The sequence below is a fragment of the Gemmatimonadaceae bacterium genome (genome assembly GCA_035606695.1).
GTDB lineage: Bacteria > Gemmatimonadota > Gemmatimonadetes > Gemmatimonadales > Gemmatimonadaceae > JAQBQB01.
In genome coordinates, this window is sequence record DATNEW010000039.1 from 85,923 (window position 1) to 101,982 (window position 16,060).

General features: G+C 63.5%; 15 protein-coding genes. 10 read left to right on the forward strand and 5 right to left on the reverse strand.

Annotated elements, in window-relative coordinates:
* Nucleotides 1-229: 229 nt before the first annotated feature.
* The 4 genes from VN706_21115 (at nucleotide 230) to VN706_21130 (ending at nucleotide 2,825) form a co-directional block, all read left to right on the forward strand.
* Entirely contained in the window at nucleotides 230-439 is a 210-nt protein-coding gene (locus tag VN706_21115) for a cold shock domain-containing protein (GenBank protein HXT18144.1), read from the forward strand.
* Nucleotides 440-547: 108 nt separating this feature from the next.
* On the forward strand, nucleotides 548-1,537 hold the full coding sequence (ligD, locus tag VN706_21120; GenBank protein ID HXT18145.1) for a non-homologous end-joining DNA ligase: 990 nt from the start codon (nucleotides 548-550) through the stop codon (nucleotides 1,535-1,537).
* The gene (gene ligD / locus VN706_21125) at nucleotides 1,534-2,535 is read left to right on the forward strand and encodes a non-homologous end-joining DNA ligase (GenBank protein HXT18146.1); all 1,002 of its coding nucleotides are present in this window, start codon (nucleotides 1,534-1,536) and stop codon (nucleotides 2,533-2,535) included. Before ligD (VN706_21120) ends, ligD (VN706_21125) begins: the two co-directional genes overlap by 4 nt.
* The gene (locus VN706_21130) at nucleotides 2,532-2,825 is read left to right on the forward strand and encodes a hypothetical protein (GenBank protein ID HXT18147.1); all 294 of its coding nucleotides are present in this window, start codon (nucleotides 2,532-2,534) and stop codon (nucleotides 2,823-2,825) included. The genes ligD (VN706_21125) and VN706_21130 overlap by 4 nt, the downstream gene beginning before the upstream one ends.
* A 1-nt stretch (nucleotide 2,826) precedes the next feature.
* On the opposite strand, the gene VN706_21135 is transcribed toward VN706_21130, so the two are convergent.
* From VN706_21135 to VN706_21155, 5 genes are all read right to left on the reverse strand, one after another.
* Nucleotides 2,827-3,531, reverse strand: coding sequence for a hypothetical protein (locus tag VN706_21135; GenBank protein ID HXT18148.1), 705 nt, complete (start codon nucleotides 3,529-3,531; stop codon nucleotides 2,827-2,829).
* Between the two features lie 64 nt (nucleotides 3,532-3,595).
* Nucleotides 3,596-5,413: a glycoside hydrolase family 3 protein gene (locus tag VN706_21140; protein ID HXT18149.1), complete on the reverse strand. Its 1,818-nt coding sequence runs from the start codon at nucleotides 5,411-5,413 to the stop codon at nucleotides 3,596-3,598.
* Nucleotides 5,414-5,481: 68 nt separating this feature from the next.
* Nucleotides 5,482-5,757 carry an oxidative damage protection protein gene (locus VN706_21145; GenBank protein ID HXT18150.1) on the reverse strand — a complete coding sequence of 92 codons (276 nt, stop codon included), beginning with the start codon at nucleotides 5,755-5,757 and terminating at the stop codon, nucleotides 5,482-5,484.
* A 135-nt stretch (nucleotides 5,758-5,892) separates the two neighbouring features.
* Nucleotides 5,893-6,645 (reverse strand): fatty acid desaturase, encoded by a 753-nt coding sequence (locus VN706_21150; protein ID HXT18151.1) that lies wholly within the window; start codon nucleotides 6,643-6,645, stop codon nucleotides 5,893-5,895.
* Nucleotides 6,646-6,743: 98 nt separating this feature from the next.
* Entirely contained in the window at nucleotides 6,744-8,792 is a 2,049-nt protein-coding gene (locus VN706_21155) for a M1 family metallopeptidase (GenBank protein HXT18152.1), read from the reverse strand.
* Nucleotides 8,793-8,914: 122 nt separating this feature from the next.
* Here VN706_21155 and VN706_21160 point away from each other — a divergent pair, with 122 nt between their 5' ends.
* The 6 genes from VN706_21160 to VN706_21185 all read left to right on the forward strand — a co-directional run bounded on the left by VN706_21160 (nucleotide 8,915) and on the right by VN706_21185 (nucleotide 16,055).
* Nucleotides 8,915-10,063, forward strand: a complete 1,149-nt coding sequence (locus tag VN706_21160; protein ID HXT18153.1) for an aldo/keto reductase — start codon at nucleotides 8,915-8,917, stop codon at nucleotides 10,061-10,063.
* Nucleotides 10,064-10,234: 171 nt separating this feature from the next.
* Nucleotides 10,235-10,900: a hypothetical protein gene (locus VN706_21165; GenBank protein HXT18154.1), complete on the forward strand. Its 666-nt coding sequence runs from the start codon at nucleotides 10,235-10,237 to the stop codon at nucleotides 10,898-10,900.
* A gap of 69 nt (nucleotides 10,901-10,969) precedes the next feature.
* Nucleotides 10,970-11,647 (forward strand): type II secretion system protein, encoded by a 678-nt coding sequence (locus tag VN706_21170; GenBank protein HXT18155.1) that lies wholly within the window; start codon nucleotides 10,970-10,972, stop codon nucleotides 11,645-11,647.
* 302 nt (nucleotides 11,648-11,949) lie between these two features.
* Nucleotides 11,950-14,769, forward strand: a complete 2,820-nt coding sequence (locus tag VN706_21175) for a hypothetical protein (GenBank protein HXT18156.1) — start codon at nucleotides 11,950-11,952, stop codon at nucleotides 14,767-14,769.
* Between the two features lie 105 nt (nucleotides 14,770-14,874).
* The gene (locus VN706_21180) at nucleotides 14,875-15,504 is read left to right on the forward strand and encodes a prepilin-type N-terminal cleavage/methylation domain-containing protein (protein ID HXT18157.1); all 630 of its coding nucleotides are present in this window, start codon (nucleotides 14,875-14,877) and stop codon (nucleotides 15,502-15,504) included.
* On the forward strand, nucleotides 15,498-16,055 hold the full coding sequence (locus VN706_21185) for a prepilin-type N-terminal cleavage/methylation domain-containing protein (GenBank protein HXT18158.1): 558 nt from the start codon (nucleotides 15,498-15,500) through the stop codon (nucleotides 16,053-16,055). The genes VN706_21180 and VN706_21185 overlap by 7 nt, the downstream gene beginning before the upstream one ends.
* The last annotated feature ends 5 nt before the right edge of the window (nucleotides 16,056-16,060 follow it).

The following is a 16,060-nucleotide window of genomic DNA, read 5'->3' on the forward strand; positions in this document are numbered from 1 at the left end:
GTCGGCGAGGCGCTGTGAAGCGGTAGTGTACGGCGGGAGAAAAGCACGCCTCCGCCAGTTTGACCCCTTCGAGTTGCACAAAACTTGCCTCGACCGCCCTACAAGCGGCCTCGTTGATTTATTGGCGAAGGCTGCGAGGCGGGGGGAGGATCACGCAGGCGGGGTGCGCAGCAAGGCAATTACCGCAGCGCGGGATCAAGGGTCACAGTTTCGGCAAGAGGTACGTGCAATGGCTCGTCTACAAGGCACCGTGAAGTGGTTCAACGACGCCAAGGGGTACGGATTCATTTCTCGTGAAGGCGGCCCCGACGTATTCGTTCACTTCAGCGCCATCCAGGGGAACGGCTTCAAGTCCCTGGCCGAAGGCGATCGCGTGGAGTTCGAGATCGTTCAAGGTCAGAAGGGCCCACAAGCAGCCGACGTAGTCAAGGCGTCGTGATCCCGCGCAAACGGTCGACAAGAAACGCCTCGGCAACGTCCGAGGCGTTTTCTTTTTCGAGCATGCGCATCTAGTGTGGGCATCGAGCATGCGCACCTAAGGTCGACCATGTCCGCACCGGAACCGATGTACGCGACGATCGGCACGACGGTACCGGCCGGGCGCGACTGGGTCTTCGAGCAGAAGTACGACGGCATGCGCGTCATCGCCGTTGTCAGCGCTCGTACAATTCAGCTCGTGACGCGGAACGGACGCGACAAGAGCGTCCAGTTTCCCGAGATCGTCGACGCGTTCAAGGCGCTCGCCAAGCGCGCCAGACGCCCGCTCGTGCTGGACGGCGAGATCGTCGCGATGGTACGCGGCGCCCCGGCCCCCTTTCAAGCGCTGCAGGGCCGCTTTCATCGCAAGGAAGCGATCGCCGACACCATGAAGACGAGTCCGGCCGCCATCATGCTCTTCGACATCCTGCGCGACGGCCGCACCGATCTCACTCGGCAACCGCTCGCGGCGCGCCGCGCGCGACTCGAAGCCCTGGTCGACCAATTCGGTGATAAGAGAATTAAAATTAGCGAATCCTCAGCAAGCGGCGCGCGCATGCTCGCCAAAGCGCGCCGGCGCGGCTGGGAAGGCGTGATCGCGAAACGGCTCGAATCGCGATACGTGCCCGGCGCCCGCTCGCGCGACTGGCGCAAGCTCAAGCTGCAGCATCGCGCCGAGTTCGTGGTCGGCGGCTATACGGAGCCGCGGCTGTCGCGCCAATACCTGGGTGCGCTGCTCCTGGGATACTTCGATGCGCATCGCCGGCTTCGCTACGTCGGACACATGGGCGGCGGATTCAACCGCGCCTCGCTGCGTGACATGCGTCGACGACTCGAGCCGCTCGAGCGTCGCTCGAGTCCATTCGCCGAGCCGGTCAAGACGAACGAGCCCGCGCACTGGGTACGGCCAACGGTGGTGGTCGAGGTGAAGTTCGCCGAGTGGACGTCGGACGGCCGGCTGAGACAACCAATCTTTCTTGGCGTGCGCGAAGACAAGAACGCGCGCGACGTGCACAAGGAGCGCGAAAGCGTACAACAGTGGGCGCAGGAGATGACATGAGCGACGGGCGAACTACGGCGTCCATCATCAAGCAATTGCAACGCATCGAGCGCGAGGACGGCGACGGTGAACTCGCGCTCGGACGAGGCAAGACGCTGCACGTATCGAGTCTTGGCAAATCGTTCTTCCCGAAGGCGGGCATCACCAAGGGTGACGTAATGCGTTACTACGTCTCGGTGTCGCCGATGCTGCTGCCGATCATCAAAGACCGTCCGCTCATCCTGAAGCGCTATCCCGATGGTATCGACGGTCCGTTCTTCTTCCAGCAAAATGCGGGGAAATCCGTACCGCGCGGTGTACGGACGGCGCCTATCATAGCCGCAACCGGTGAAAAGGCCGAGCGATTGATTGGAGGCGACTTGTCGACGCTGCTCTACACGGTGCAGATCGGGACGATCGCGGTGCACACATGGCAGGCGCGCATCAAGACGCGACAGTACGCCGACACCACCACGATTGATCTCGATCCGGGCGACGATGTTCCGTTCCGCGACGTGGTCACGCTGGCGAAACAAATCAAAGCCCAGCTTGACAAAATGGGGCTCACGGCCGCAATAAAGACGTGGGGCTCCAGCGGCCTACACATCGTACTTCCGCTCCCGCCGAAGACGGCGTTCGAGGAAGCCGCGTTGGCCGCCGAGCGAATTGCCGAGCGCGTCGTGGAGGCGCATCCGGACCGAGCGACCGTCGAACGCAGCATCAAGGCGCGGCCGCCGCATACGACTTACGTCGACGCACAACAGAACGCGGAAGGGAAGAGCGTCGTCGCGGCCTATTCCCTGCGTGAGCGGGCTCTGGCGACCGTCTCCGCACCGCTCGATTGGCGCGAACTGCGCAGCAGCCTTCGTCTCGAGCAATTCACGCTCGAGACCATGCCGTCTCGACTTCGGCGGGTCGGCGACCTGTGGGGGCCCGCGATGAAGCGACGAAATACCCGACGCACCATCGACCGCGTACTCGGCAAGCAGGCACGCAGCGGAAGCAGGAGGAAGGGATGACGGAACAATCGTACGGGGAAGAAAGCGCGCTCGTCTACCAACGTGAACTGCCCGGCGGCGGCTACGTCGCGATCGACGTGCGGCGGGACCGCGAAGTCGCGCGCACCTGCGTGTCGGTCGAGCGGCGCGCGAAGCACGAGCGGCGCCCGGGACACAAGCCGGTGGTGATCGCGCAGGCGTTCGGCGACGAGCGTTCGCCGGCATTCGCGGATTTATATCGCATGGCATCGGACAACGCGGCGATCGCGCGCGCGATGCTCGAGATCGAAGGTCCGCAGCGCGCGGACTGAATCAGCTCAGCAGATCGAATCGAATTCCGCGCCGCTGATGCCGGCGGCGCGGCGGTGCATAGCGGAAGAGCTGCGCGGGACGACCCCGGCCTTCGCTGCGCCACTCGTCAGTGGCCTCGACGAGACCAGCGGCGTGCAGCGAGCGCCGAAAGCTCGCCTTGTGCAGGCGACGTCCGAGCAGGAGCTCGTAGACCGATTGGAGCTCGCTCAGGGTGAACGCCGCCGGCAGCAACCGAAATGCGATGGGTTGTTGATCGACGCGTGCGCGCAACGCGCTGAGTGCGGCGTCGAGGGTTTCGCGCTGGCGACCCGCGAGCGCAGACAATTCAGACAGCGCGATCCACTCGGCGTCACCGCGTGCGACGTTGGCCTCGGGCGCGAGACCGAAGTACGTGACGCTGACATTCGGGCCTTCAGTGACGCGCCGTGCGCCGCCGAGTGCGATGGCTTGCTCGAGCAACGAGGGCGCGCCACCGAGTACGTCTCGCGCGACGCGCGCCGCGGTGTCCGCGAGTGATTCTTCACCGCGCAGTGAATCCGACGGGAAGGCGCGACGATCGCGCGCGCGCGCGGCGCCCGCCGCGACGGTGGGCGCCGCGGCGAGCAGCACCGCCAGCTCTGCCACGCGAGGCGTGAAGAGCACGACGTCGACGGCGAGAATGAGAGCGCGCGCCGGCGCGCGTGCGGAAAGCGGACGATCGGGCATCGCACGCGAATTAGTAGCAGTTTGTGAATAAAGTCAAGCCCGGAGACGATGCTCAGGGCGACGCTCAGGGCGACACAGCGCGCGGCGATATCAATCGATCGTATCCGGCGCCAAAATGCAACAGTGGAGGAATGCTGATCGGCAATCGCCCGGAGATCGGCGCGCTGCCGATGACCGCGCGACCCGCCGCGATTTGCGAGACTGGAAATCCGCCCCACGCGGCGATGTATGTCGACGCGGACGGCACTTGTTGAAGCAGATAGGGATTGCCGAATGCCACGATGATGGTGCGAGGATGCCGCTGCACGAGATCGCGCATGAACTGCGCAAGCGGCGCCGGCACACTCGGATCCGACACGTTCGATCCGGTAGTGATGTACGAGCCAACGATCGCTACGTCCACTGAATCGCTCAACGCGAGTAACCGATTGAAGTTCGTCGATGGGTCGTCGGGAATGACCCACTCCGTCCGCACGCCCGGTGCCACGCGGCGCAATTCACCGTTGAATGTGGTGCCGGCCGCGAGATCATTGCGCGGCGCGAGCGTGATCGACAACACGCGCGGGCTTTGGCCGCTCGCGGCGCGCAGTGGAACCAGGTTCAACGAATCCTTCGCCAGGGTGATCGCACGCTCGGCGATCGTGGCGGCGAGGGCAAGGTGTGCGGTATCGCCGACAATCGCCCGCAACGAATCGAGGTCGACGAAGCGACGACGCTCGAGCCCGAGCTGCTCCTTCATCATCAGCACGCGCCGAACCGACGAGTCGACGCGCGCCTGCGTGAATCGTCCCTCGCGCACGCCGTCGACCACCGCGTCGATCGCGGCCGGCACGTCGCTTGGCATCAGGAGAATGTCGGCGCCCGCATGAATCGCCAGCTTGCACGCTTCGGCGATCGTGATGGCGTTGCGGAGCGTTCCGCCATAGCTGCCCGACACCGACGGCGACGTCGCGGATGCCGCGGGCGTTGCGACCGATACGCGAGCGAGCACACCGCTCATGTCCATGGCGTCGGTAATGAGCAGGCCGTTGAAGCCGAGCTGCTTTCGCAGGAGTCCGGTCATGATCGCCGGATTGAGCGTCGCGGGTACCGAGGCCGTGTCGAGCGCGGGAATGAGTCCGTGGAAGGTCATCATGCCCTGCACGCCCGCCGCGATGGCACGACGGAACGGCACGAGCTCGACGCTATCGATGCGCGCGCGGCTCGCGTGAACCGTCGTGATCGTGAGATGCGAGTTCTCGTCCGTGTCGCCGTGTCCGGGAAAGTGCTTTCCCGTGGCGATCATGCCGTGTTCCTGCAGGCCGTGAATGATCGCGGCGCCCATGTCTGCAACGAGATGCGGATCTTCCCCGAACGACCGCATGCCGATGACCGGGTTCGCCGGATTGTTGTTGACGTCGAGCACCGGAGCGAACGCGACGTGCACGCCGATCGCGCGGCCCTCGAGCGCGGTGACACGCCCCTGTTGATAGGCGAGCGACGTATCACGCGTTGCGCCAAGTCCCATTTGATACGGGAACATCGTGGCGCCGCCGAGATAGATGTTGTTCGGCAGGAAGTAACCGCCGCGCTGGCGGAATGCGGCACCGGTCTCGTAATCGGCGCCGACGAGCAATGGCAGCGCACTCGATCGCTGCATGGCGTTGAGCTTTACGGCCGTCTCGATCGGAGAGCCGATCGACATGATGAATCCGCCGACATGCTGCTGCGCGATGAGCTGCTGCACGCGAATCCATGCGGCACTCGTGGCGGGCGTGTAGTCGCCGTAGAGCTGTGGCCACACGAGCTGCGCCGCCTTCTCGCGCGGCGAGAGCGTGGCAAGAACGGAGTCGGCCCACTGCGACGGGCGCTGGGCGTTGGGCACTGGGCGGGAGTTCGTCATTGGCGAGCTGCAGGCCGTCGCCGCGACAAGTGCCACGACCAGCGCCCATCGGCCAACGCCCAGCGCCGCTACCACTGGATGGTTCCCTTCTTCGACGTATCGACGTCCTCTTCCGCGCCCGACTTGAAGAGGAACGCCTGCATGTTCTGCTTGAGAAAGCTGCGGGCCTGCGGGTCCATGACGTTCAGGCCGTAATGATTGATGAGCATCGTCTGCTGCTTGAGCCACTGGCCCCAGCAGTCCTGGCAGATCTGCTGAACGATGCGCTGCCCAATTTCGCCGGGAAACGGTGGACGCTCGAAGCCGGGCTTTTGCTGGCCGCAGCGGGTGCAAGTGATTTCCATGTCGGTCTCCGTGTCAATCGCAATTTACGCGCTGGGTGATGGGCAGTGGACGCTTGACGTGAAAATCAAAAGGCGACGGATTCTCTCCGTCGCCTTTTGCCGTTTGGCCCAACGCCCATCACCCGCCGCCCAGCGCTAATGTCCGCGCGCGTAATCCACTTTTGCGAGACGCAGCAGCTGTAGCATGCGGATGTAGAACCAGCCGATGTCGAACTCGAACCACCGCGACGCAAAGCGCGCGGACTTCGGATCGGCGTGATGGTTGTTATGCAGTTCTTCGCCGCCGAGCCAGATGGCGATCGGCGAGATGTTGCGGCTTTCATCCTTCACTTCGTAGTTCCGATAGCCGAGCGCATGACCGACGCCGTTGACGATGCCGGCGGCCCAGAACGGAATCCACAACATCTGCACGCCCCAAACGACCGGGCCGATGAAGAACCCGAACAGATACATGTCGACCGCGAGCATGACGAGAATGCCGACCCAGTTCAGGCGGCTCAACAGATTGCGCTCGATCCAGTCATTGGGCGTACCCTTGCCGTACTTCTCGAGCATCCCAGGCTGGCGAACGGCCTTGCGGTAGTAGAACGCGCCCTTGAACACGATGTTGCGCAAGCCTTCGATCAAGGGGCTGTGGGGATCGCCCTCGCGATCGGCGAACGCGTGATGCTTCCGGTGGCACGCCACCCATTCCTTCGTGACGATGGCGGTGGTCAGCCAGAGCCACAGCCGCATGGGAAGCGCGGCGAGGTAATGCAGTCGAACGCCGCGGTGCGTCTGCGCACGATGGAGAAACAGCGTTACGCACACGTTCGTGAGGTGGCCCGCGACCACAATGAACAACACGGGCATCCACCAACGGGCTGCCAACGCGCCAAAACCGGGCATTGCTACTCCACGATCAAAGTGTAAGACGAACAGGGTGCGGAATCTAAGCCGCTTGGCCGTCCACTGCTACAGGGACGACCGGCGCACCTCGCACGCCACTATCGCTGAAACGGGCTCGACGGAATTGGCGGTGCGAGTCCACCGCCCGTAGACGCCGTTGCGGCGTCGCGTGTCGGGGGATCTCCCCATACATCGTTGATTTCGTTCCAGTCGGGCACGCTCCCGTTCGGCCACAGCCGCGCGCCGATTACGGAACGCTCGACGGGAACTTCGGCCACGTAGCGATCGCCGTGCGACCAGATCTCGACCGGCAGGCGAATGTCGCGGGTCGACTTGTCATCGAACTTGAGCCGGATCGTCACCGGAAATGGAATTGTGGTGGCACGGCGGAGACTGATCGACGCCACCGTTCGACCGTTTGCCGTTCGCATCGATACGCCGTCAATGGCGATGTCGAGCACTTCGGTGCCGTAGAAGAACGCGCTCCAGAACCAGGACAGGTCCTCGCCCGAAACGTTTTCGACCGTGCGGAAAAAATCGCCCGGCGTCGGATGCTTGAACGACCATCGGCGCGCGTATTCGCGCATTGCCCGGTCCATGGCGTCGCGACCGATGACGTTGTCGCGCAGTGCGAGCAGCACCGCGCCCGGTTTGCGATAGCCGATGGCGCCGAGCGCCGACGCGTCGATTCGGTCGGGCGGAGTCATGAGCGGCGACTGCGTGCCCGCATCCACCGCCTCCTTCCAATTCGTGACGTAGCCGGGGAACAAGTCAGTGCCCGGCACACGCCGTTCATTCGAGAACGCGTTCTGATAGGTGTTGAACCCCTCGTCCATCCACGCGTAGCGCCGCTCGTTCGAGCCCACGACCATCGGAAACCACTCGTGCCCTTGTTCGTGATCGATCGTGGAAAAGATCGAGGCGGGATCGCTCGTCCCGTAGTGCACCATCACGAACATCGGGTACTCCATTCCACCGACCGGCCCGGCGACCGACGTCGCTTGCGGGTACGGGTAGTGGAACCACAGCGATGAGTAGGTGCGAATGGACCACTGCGTCTGCTCGGCCGCGGATTCCCAGGCCTTGCCGGCTTTAGGAAACTCATACAACGCCTGCGTGAGAATGCCGTCCCAGCTCGTGGCGTCCCAGCGGAAATCCGGCGCGGCGGACCACGCGACATCCCGCACGTGCTCGGCGCGAAACCGCCACGTGCGAGTGCCCGGCGTGGCGCGGTGTCGCGCCGCGAGCGCTTCGTCGGCGGTAATGACCTGCACGACGCCGGTATTGTGCGCCGCGCGATCGAGGCGCTCGATCTGAACCGGCGTCAGGACGTCGGCGCGATTCTGCAAGACGCCGCTGCCGGCGACGACATACCCAGCGGGGACGGTGACGGCGTAGTCGATGTCGCCGTACTCCAGGTAGAACTCGCCCTGGCCGAGGTAGGGATCGGTATTCCAGCCGCGGACGTCGTCGTACACGGCCATGCGAGGAAACCACTGAGCGATCTCGTAGAGCGCGCTGTCACGCCCCATGCGATCCGAACCGTGCTCCGGAATGTTGAATGAGTACTGCATGCCGATCGCGATGCTGCCACCGCGCGGAAGCAGTGGCGCCTCGAGATCGATGCGCATCATCGTGTCGTCGACCTTGCCCGTGACGCCCCGGCCGTTCACCTGAATTCCGGTGAGCACATAGCCGCCCTGAAAGCCCCTGACGCCCCAGCGCGAGTCGGCGGGAAAGAGCGCGGAGCCTTTACTGTCCGTACGATAGAGATTCTGATCGAGCTGCAACCAGACGAAGCGAAGCGTGTCGGGGGAATTGTTGGTGTAGTGAATGCTCACTGTGCCGCGGATCGTCTTCGCCGCGGTGTCGAGCGTGGCAGCCACGCTGTAATCGGCGCGCTGCTGCCAATAGCCAGGGCCCGGCGCGCCGCTCGCGAGGCGCGCGTCGTTGGGCCCCGGCCAATCCATCCGGTCGATGCGATGGAACGGATCGTCAGTGACGTTGGAGAGTGGACGAACGACCGTGGGGTGCAGTTCGGGCGGCGGCGGCTGAACGCTTTCGATGCGCACCGGCGTCAGAATCTGCGGACCCCGCCACACACACCCCGCGGCGAGCAGGCAGCTCGCGAGTGTCAACCATCGCACGCGTCAGAATCTCCTGATCTGAATGTCCCGACCGTGCGCCACCGCACGGACACCGCGCTACTTTCGCCAAGAAGTTTGTGATCGCTTGCGAGCACAACCGGAGTCATGTATGACTCATTGGAATGCCCAAAGAATCAATGTCGAATCGCTCTCCGGCCACATCGTCCGACGTCCCTAGCGTGGACGCGAGCCGTCTCAAGGCCACGGAAACCGGAACGGCACGCTATCGTGATCGCTTCCAAACCGAATTCGTCGCGGACTACTTTCGCCCCCTCGCCTCAGGGCTGACTGCCTCCTCGATTGGCATCGGCACCTATCTCGGCGACAGCACTGACGATGACGATCGCGCTTACGAATCCGCGATCCAGGCAGCGGTCGGAAGCGGGATCAACCTGATCGACACGGCGATCAACTACCGGAGTCAACGATCTGAGCGCACGGTCGGCGCGGCCATCCAGCAATTGATCGCCACGGGAAATACGACACGCGAGGAGCTCGTTGTCTGTACGAAGGGCGGATATATCCCGCTCGATCGCACCCCACCGGCGACGCGAGAAGAGTACCGCGACTACGTCCGTCGTGAATTCGTCGACACGGAGATTTTGTTGCCCGACGACATTGTCGGGGGCGGCCATTGCCTGGCGCCGCGCTTTCTACGCTACTGCCTGGCGAAGAGCCGCCAGAACCTGGGTCTCCGGACGATCGACATCTACTACATCCACAACCCGGGCCAGCAATTGGTTGCGGTCTCGCCGGCGGAGTTGCTGGGCCGGCTGCGCGCAGTGTTCGAGGTGCTGGAGGAGGCTGCGGGGCGCGGTGAAATCGGCATTTACGGAATCGCGACCTGGGATAGCCTGCGGCAGCCGCCCGGGAGCACCGATCACATCGACCTGGCGGACCTCGTCGACATCGCGCGCTCGATCGGAGGGGCCGATCACCGGTTCCGCGCGGTGCAGCTCCCGATCAGCATGGCGATGCCGGAAGCAATTCGCGGCCAGACGCAGCGCGTGAATGGGAAGTTGGTCAGCGTCATCGAGGCCGCGGAGGCGCTCGAGCTCAGTCTCGTTGGCAGCGCGTCGTTGATGCAGGGCAAGCTGGCGACGGGGCTTCCCGAGGCTGTCCGTTCACTATTCTCGGGGTTGGACACAGATGCCCAGCGCGCTCTGGCGTTCGCCCGGTCCGCGCCTGGAGTTGCGTCGGCGCTCGTTGGGATGAAACGACCCGAGCACGTTCTCGAGAATCTGGGGACGGCAAGGATAACACGGAGCTAAGTTGCGCTCGCGCTTGCTTTTGCCGCTGCTGTCCAGACCCAGCGTTACGGTGATGGTTGTTTGCGTAACGCTTCGGTAATGCGTCTAGAGTAGGCTTATGGTTGATCGGAACGAAAAGCTGGGCATCTCATGCCCCGCCAGCGATCGCCGGACACTTCGCTCGCATTACACATGGCCTGTACGCCCCTGAATCGTTCTCGACGGCGCGTCGGATTTACGTTGATCGAAACGATCGTGACGGTCGGCCTCATCGCGGTCATGGCCGCGTTCGTGGTGCCGACGGTCATTCAGAAGGCGGGTTCGGGCGATCCGGTAAAGGTTCAAAACGATTTGAATACGGTCCGGACGGCGATGGAGACGTTCGCCACGGACATCAAGAACGGATATCCGCATCAGATTTCGACGCTGACGGCTAAGCCGACGGCGGGAATCGATCGGTTCATCGACAGCACGCTCATGACGACGTCACAGGTGGCCGCGTGGAACGGGCCGTATCTTGCCGCCACGATCACGGTCGCGGCGGGAGACAGCCTGGCGACCGGTTACACCGCGTACATCATGAACTTCCTGGACCGCTACGATCTGGACCACAACGTCGCAGAGCATCGGATCGACGGTTCTCTGAATCCCGCATTCTCGACCGCCGGAACCCTGTTCGCCTCCGTCCAGGTCCACGGTCTCACGACGTCACAGGCCAACGCGCTCAATGCGATTTTTGACGGCGGAGCTGATCCAAATCAGCACGACCGCTCGAACACCACCGGCCGGTTTCGGTTCGGGGTGCCCAACTCATCGAACATCGTGGTCGCCTACTACATGGCCGATCCCATCACCTGATCGAGAGTGACCTCCATGACGCAGTCGAGACAACGATCGAGACAACGATCGACACGGCGACCGAGACACGTGGTTCGGGCGCGCGAAGGCTTTACGCTGATCGAGACGGTCGTTACGGTCGCGCTGATCGCGGTTCTTGCCGCGTTCGTCGTGCCTTCAGTCATGAAGAAAGCCGATGCCGCGGATCCCGTGAAGGTCGCGAACGACCTGAACTCGATCTCAACCGCGATTCAATCCTTCGCGTCCGACGTCAAAGGGGCGCTCCCGGGCGATCTCGAGGATCTCACTGATCCGTTGCTCACGAATGCGGCGTGCAACTCCGGCAATCCCTGCGATTCCACCGTGACGCACGCCGACATCTACAGCCCGCAGCAGGTGCGTCTCTGGAAGGGGCCGTACCTCAGTCTGTCGTTGTCGGCGGATCCGACGACCGCGGTGCGCAGCGGGTACGTCGCCGAAATTCACAATATGCTAATGCGGTTCGACGCGATCAGCGGCGTACCCGAGTTCTGTGACGGTGTGGGTACGGCGACGGTGCCATGCGCTGGTTTTGTCGCGACAAATCCGCTCTACGTGGCGGTGCGTGTGGACAGCCTGACCTTGGCGCAGGCACTGATCGTGAACGGGATCATCGACGGTCCGAACGAGACGCAGCCAGGATTGCAGGGTCGGTTTCGCTTTCCGACTCCGTCGTTGCCGACGAAGATTGCGTCCCCAGCGTACTTCCTGGCGGCTCCCGTACCGTAACAAAAAGGTACAGCGGCTCGGGTTGCGGCGGCCTGGTGCCGATACTAACCTATGGGCGCTCATACCTGTAATGCCGACGAATGTCGACATGTGATATTTGTGACGCTGACCGGGTTGCTTTTGGCCGGACCCGGAGAGAATGTTAAGGGCTGTTGAGCAGAGTTAACTGCCGCGAGTATGAAGTAAGGAAAGCGGTAGTCGTTTGTAACCGGCGTCACTGCATCGGCGAGCATGGGGTCACATTTTCCTCGGCTCTCGCCCATGCATCAACTGATTTCTCTCTCAAGGTAGAGACTTCGACGATGATCTCTCTCCGTTCGCTGTTCACCCTGTCCGCTGTTGCCGCGCTGTCCGCCTCGATTTCGGGCTGCGGTGACCTCTCCAGCAATCCGCTGACACGCGCGCTGCAGCCAGGCAGCGCCAACCTCGATGGCTCGGTCGGGTGTACGGGCAACGCTTGTAAGAACGGCGACATCGACGTGCGCGTGCTCGCCGACAAAGTCGGCAACGCGGTGATCGTCGTCCACACGGGGACGTTCGATCCGAGCACCGGGACCGCGGTGCCGAACGGCTACTTCCAGACGTTGCAGTACAAGGTCTACAACGACGCCGGCAAGCAGGTGCTGGTGCGCAACGTCAACTTCAACAAGTCCAACACCACCGTCTACAGCGCACCGATCCCGCTGTGCGCCGGCAACGGATCGGACGACGACGACGACAATGGCTCGTCGTCCTTCGCATCCTGCGGCACGCACTTCGGCGCCAAGTGGAAAGTCTCCGTTCAGGCGAACGTGAAGGGCGTCGGCGGCGACGACAAGAAGACGGCGGTCGTGCGCGAAGACGGCGTGAACGGCTACCTGCCGGACGTCGATCTCTCGCACCAGGCAATCACGGTCGTCAGCGCGAATCAGTCGAACGGAGTACCGGCCGGCTCGCCCGTGCAGTTCACGGTGAACGTCCCAAACGAGGCACCGACGACGCCCACGGGCCCGGGGGTCTTCCCGGTGCAGACGGCGTGCGTCGTCACGGTCGACGGCAACATTCAGCTTGCTGTCCCGAACGTGGTGATCCTAGGGCATCCGACGAATCCCTTCGCGTTTTCGTACGTCACGGGTCCGCTGCTCAGCATTCCGGCGAACGGCCACCTTCCCTGCACGTTCAACCTCACGCTTCCCGCCGGCCCGCATACGATCGTCGTGACTGCGGCGCCCGTCATTCCCGGCGATTTCGATTACAGCAACAACAGCACGCAAACCTTCACGTTCACCGCGTCGAACCAGCCGACCGACATCGCCGTGGGAGGCGTGCAGGTCGACTACCTCGACGGTGCGGGTCCGGGCAATCTGGCGAACAAGCCAATCACGGCCGGCCAGACGGTGCAGCTCGATCAGCTGATCACGCTCGTGAGCGGCGCGGCACCGGGCGGCACTATCTCGTGCTCCGCGACCATCACGGATCCGAACGGCGTTGCGACGACGTTGACGGGCAGCACGCCCGGATCGGCAACCGCGTGTAAGTTGACGAATTATCGTTTTGCCATCGCCGGCGACTACACGTATACGGCCACGATCTCGACGACCCCGGCCGATGCGAACGCGGCGAACAACACGACCGCCGCGATCACCATTCATGCGTCGGCGCCCACCACGGCGATCAGCGCGGTGGTGCAGAACATCTCGCTCGTCACGCCGACGCAGAACATCGTACTGCCGGCCAACCCGGATACGGTCGTGCACGCGGGCCAGCTCGTCACGTACTCGGCCGATGTCAGCTCGTCTCTCGTCGGCTTGTCGACGAGCGCGGTCACTTGTCACGCCTTCATCGACGGTGGCGACTCGACAGCCAAGGTCCAGTGGATCGCGCAAACGATCACCGCAACGACCGGCGCGACGATTCAGCCATGCAGCTTCAAGGCGGCAATCGCCGAGTCCAACACGTCGGCCGCCGGCGCGACGCACACCGTCGGCGTGCAGGTGACGACGGCCACGGGCTTGCTGAACCTGTCGCCGCCGGCGCCGGGACAAGGCACGCCGTTTTACACGGTGAACGTGCATGTCGCGACGCGCCTCGACATCAGCGCCGGCGCATTCACGATCGTCGGCAAGACGCGGTTGCTCACCGACACCACGATCAAGCAGGGTGCGACGGCGACGTTCCAAACGACCGTGACGGGACCGGCGAACACGCAGGTGAGCTGTGGCACGCTCGTCACTGCGCCGAGCGTGAACGATCCGACGGTGATCGGCAATTTGACGCCCACGACGCTCACGACCACGAACGTGACGCTCACGAACGGAAGCGGCGTCTGTCAGTATTCGGTCATTGCGCCGTCGAACCTTGGTCTCGCGTCGATTCCGCTTCAGGCCAGCATCGCGGCCGTGAACACCACGGCTCTGGATCCGACGCCGGCCAATAACATCGCGGCGGGCACACTGACCATCAGCAGCAACGGCCAGTTCACGTCCCTGCCGAATCCGTCGGCGGACGCGATCGACATCGAGCAGTCGTGGGTCAACGGACCGACGATCCCGGACACGCAAATCGGCACGCTCTCGACGCAGCAGTTCTCGGTGAAGCACCTCGCGCTGATCGTCATTCCGACGCAGAACATTCTCGGCACGTTCAGTTTGTCGGGTACGGTCACGAGCGACACCGCTTCGGCGACGCCGGTCAACTTTGGCACCGGCACGGTGAGCGGCACACTGCAAGCCGCCGTTTCGCGCGGAGAAAACTGTCAGTCGGTGAACATCGTGAACGGGCCGCTCAACCCGCCGAACGAGCCGCTGAATACGAGCGGCACGAACGCCCTGGGCTTCTCTGCGTCGGTGTGCGCGGTGGACAACGGGAACGGCTTCCAGACGATCACCGTCGACTATGCCCAGGCGCTGACGGGACCGATCGCCGGGTCGGCCAATCCGCTGCTGTTCAAGAACAACGTGCGCATGCGCATCGTGCTGGGCTTCACGCTCACGGGCTCGACTCACGCCGATCAGGTGAGCGCGACTGTCCCGGTGACGGTCACGAGCTTCCTCGGCGGTCCGTGCACGTCGGCGACGGGCGATGAAAGCGATCCGCGGACATGCGGCACGGCGTTCACCCTCGGAAACGTCACAACGCCATAACCCAGATGATGGTACGAAACGCGCTGGCTCTCTGGATCGTCGATCTCGGAGCCAGCGCGTGCTATTTTCGGCGCCGTATGGGAGCCTAATGGCGTCGGTATGCGAATGAAGCCAAGTCGAAGACGATCGGGATTCACTCTCGTCGAGATCGCCGTAGCCGCGGTGATTCTCGCGCTCCTGGCTGCCGTCACCACGCCGTATTTGATCGGGTTCATCGACAAGCAGCGCGCGCAAACGACGGCGGACAAGCTTGCGGCGCTTGCCACGGGCATCGCGGCGTTCAACTCCGCTGTCCACGCGACGGCGACGTTGACGACCACGACGATGTATCCCGGCCGCCTGTCGGAGCTGACCAACGTCATCGTCACGAACACGACCGCGTCACACACGAGCTGCGGCACCGCGACCGCGACACTCTCGACATTTACGACGACGGCCGTCACGAGCTGGAACACGAGCGCCCCGTTCGTCACGTTCATGATCACGACGAATGGCGTCGAGACCCCCATGGGCATCATCATGGATTCCATCGTGCGAACGAGCATCACGAATCCGCCGACGCCCACGACGCTGCAGCTCAAGATCATCGGCGCCGACTCCACGGATGCGCCGCTGCTCGACCGAATCGTCGATGGCGGCGACGGCGCCTCCGCGGGTGTGGTGCAGTGGGTCGCGAACGCCAACCCCGCGCTCGTCGATATCAAGTATTTCATTCCGGCAGGTGGCAAATGCTGACGCGCGCACATCGCCGCGGCGGCTTTACGCTCGCCGAAGTGCTGGTCTCCTTCGCGTTGATCGCGGTGCTCGCGGCCGTCATCGTTCCAACGATTCGCGGCCGTTTGCAGGGTGGATACGAGGATGCACTCGTGCAGGAAATCGACAATCTGTCGAGCGCGGTGATCGCCTACCGGCAGGACGTCGGACACTATCCGCCGAACTTCGACTATCTCACGGCGCTGCCGGCGACGCCGAAGGACAAATGCGGCGTCACACTCAGCGCGACCGCGCAGGCGAACTGGCGCGGCCCGTACGTCACGCGCGCCATTCTTCCGTTCGGCGTGTTTCTGGTGGCGCAGAAAGACAGCGTCGTCGACACGCTGTACACCGCGACGTCGCCCACTGGCCTCATCATCCGAATCAAGGGTCCGGATACGCTCACGGCGCACAACATCGACGTTGTCTTCGACGGTGTGAACAACAAAGGCACCGGTTCGCTCCAGTGGACTCCCGGAACGAACGACGTCGTGATGGACTACATCATTCCCACGAAGAGCGGGGCGTGCTGACGTCT

Excerpts from the sequence above, each read along its gene's own strand:
- VN706_21115 (HXT18144.1), top strand. The coding sequence starts at position 230 with ATGGCTCGTCTACAAGGCACCGTGAAGTGGTTCAACGACGCCAAGGGG.
- ligD (HXT18145.1), top strand. The coding sequence starts at position 548 with ATGTCCGCACCGGAACCGATGTACGCGACGATCGGCACGACGGTACCG.
- ligD (HXT18146.1), top strand. The coding sequence starts at position 1,534 with ATGAGCGACGGGCGAACTACGGCGTCCATCATCAAGCAATTGCAACGC.
- VN706_21130 (HXT18147.1), top strand. The coding sequence starts at position 2,532 with ATGACGGAACAATCGTACGGGGAAGAAAGCGCGCTCGTCTACCAACGT.
- VN706_21135 (HXT18148.1), bottom strand. The coding sequence starts at position 3,531 with ATGCCCGATCGTCCGCTTTCCGCACGCGCGCCGGCGCGCGCTCTCATT.
- VN706_21140 (HXT18149.1), bottom strand. The coding sequence starts at position 5,413 with ATGACGAACTCCCGCCCAGTGCCCAACGCCCAGCGCCCGTCGCAGTGG.
- VN706_21145 (HXT18150.1), bottom strand. The coding sequence starts at position 5,757 with ATGGAAATCACTTGCACCCGCTGCGGCCAGCAAAAGCCCGGCTTCGAG.
- VN706_21150 (HXT18151.1), bottom strand. The coding sequence starts at position 6,645 with ATGCCCGGTTTTGGCGCGTTGGCAGCCCGTTGGTGGATGCCCGTGTTG.
- VN706_21160 (HXT18153.1), top strand. The coding sequence starts at position 8,915 with ATGCCCAAAGAATCAATGTCGAATCGCTCTCCGGCCACATCGTCCGAC.
- VN706_21165 (HXT18154.1), top strand. The coding sequence starts at position 10,235 with ATGGCCTGTACGCCCCTGAATCGTTCTCGACGGCGCGTCGGATTTACG.
- VN706_21175 (HXT18156.1), top strand. The coding sequence starts at position 11,950 with ATGATCTCTCTCCGTTCGCTGTTCACCCTGTCCGCTGTTGCCGCGCTG.
- VN706_21180 (HXT18157.1), top strand. The coding sequence starts at position 14,875 with ATGAAGCCAAGTCGAAGACGATCGGGATTCACTCTCGTCGAGATCGCC.
- VN706_21185 (HXT18158.1), top strand. The coding sequence starts at position 15,498 with ATGCTGACGCGCGCACATCGCCGCGGCGGCTTTACGCTCGCCGAAGTG.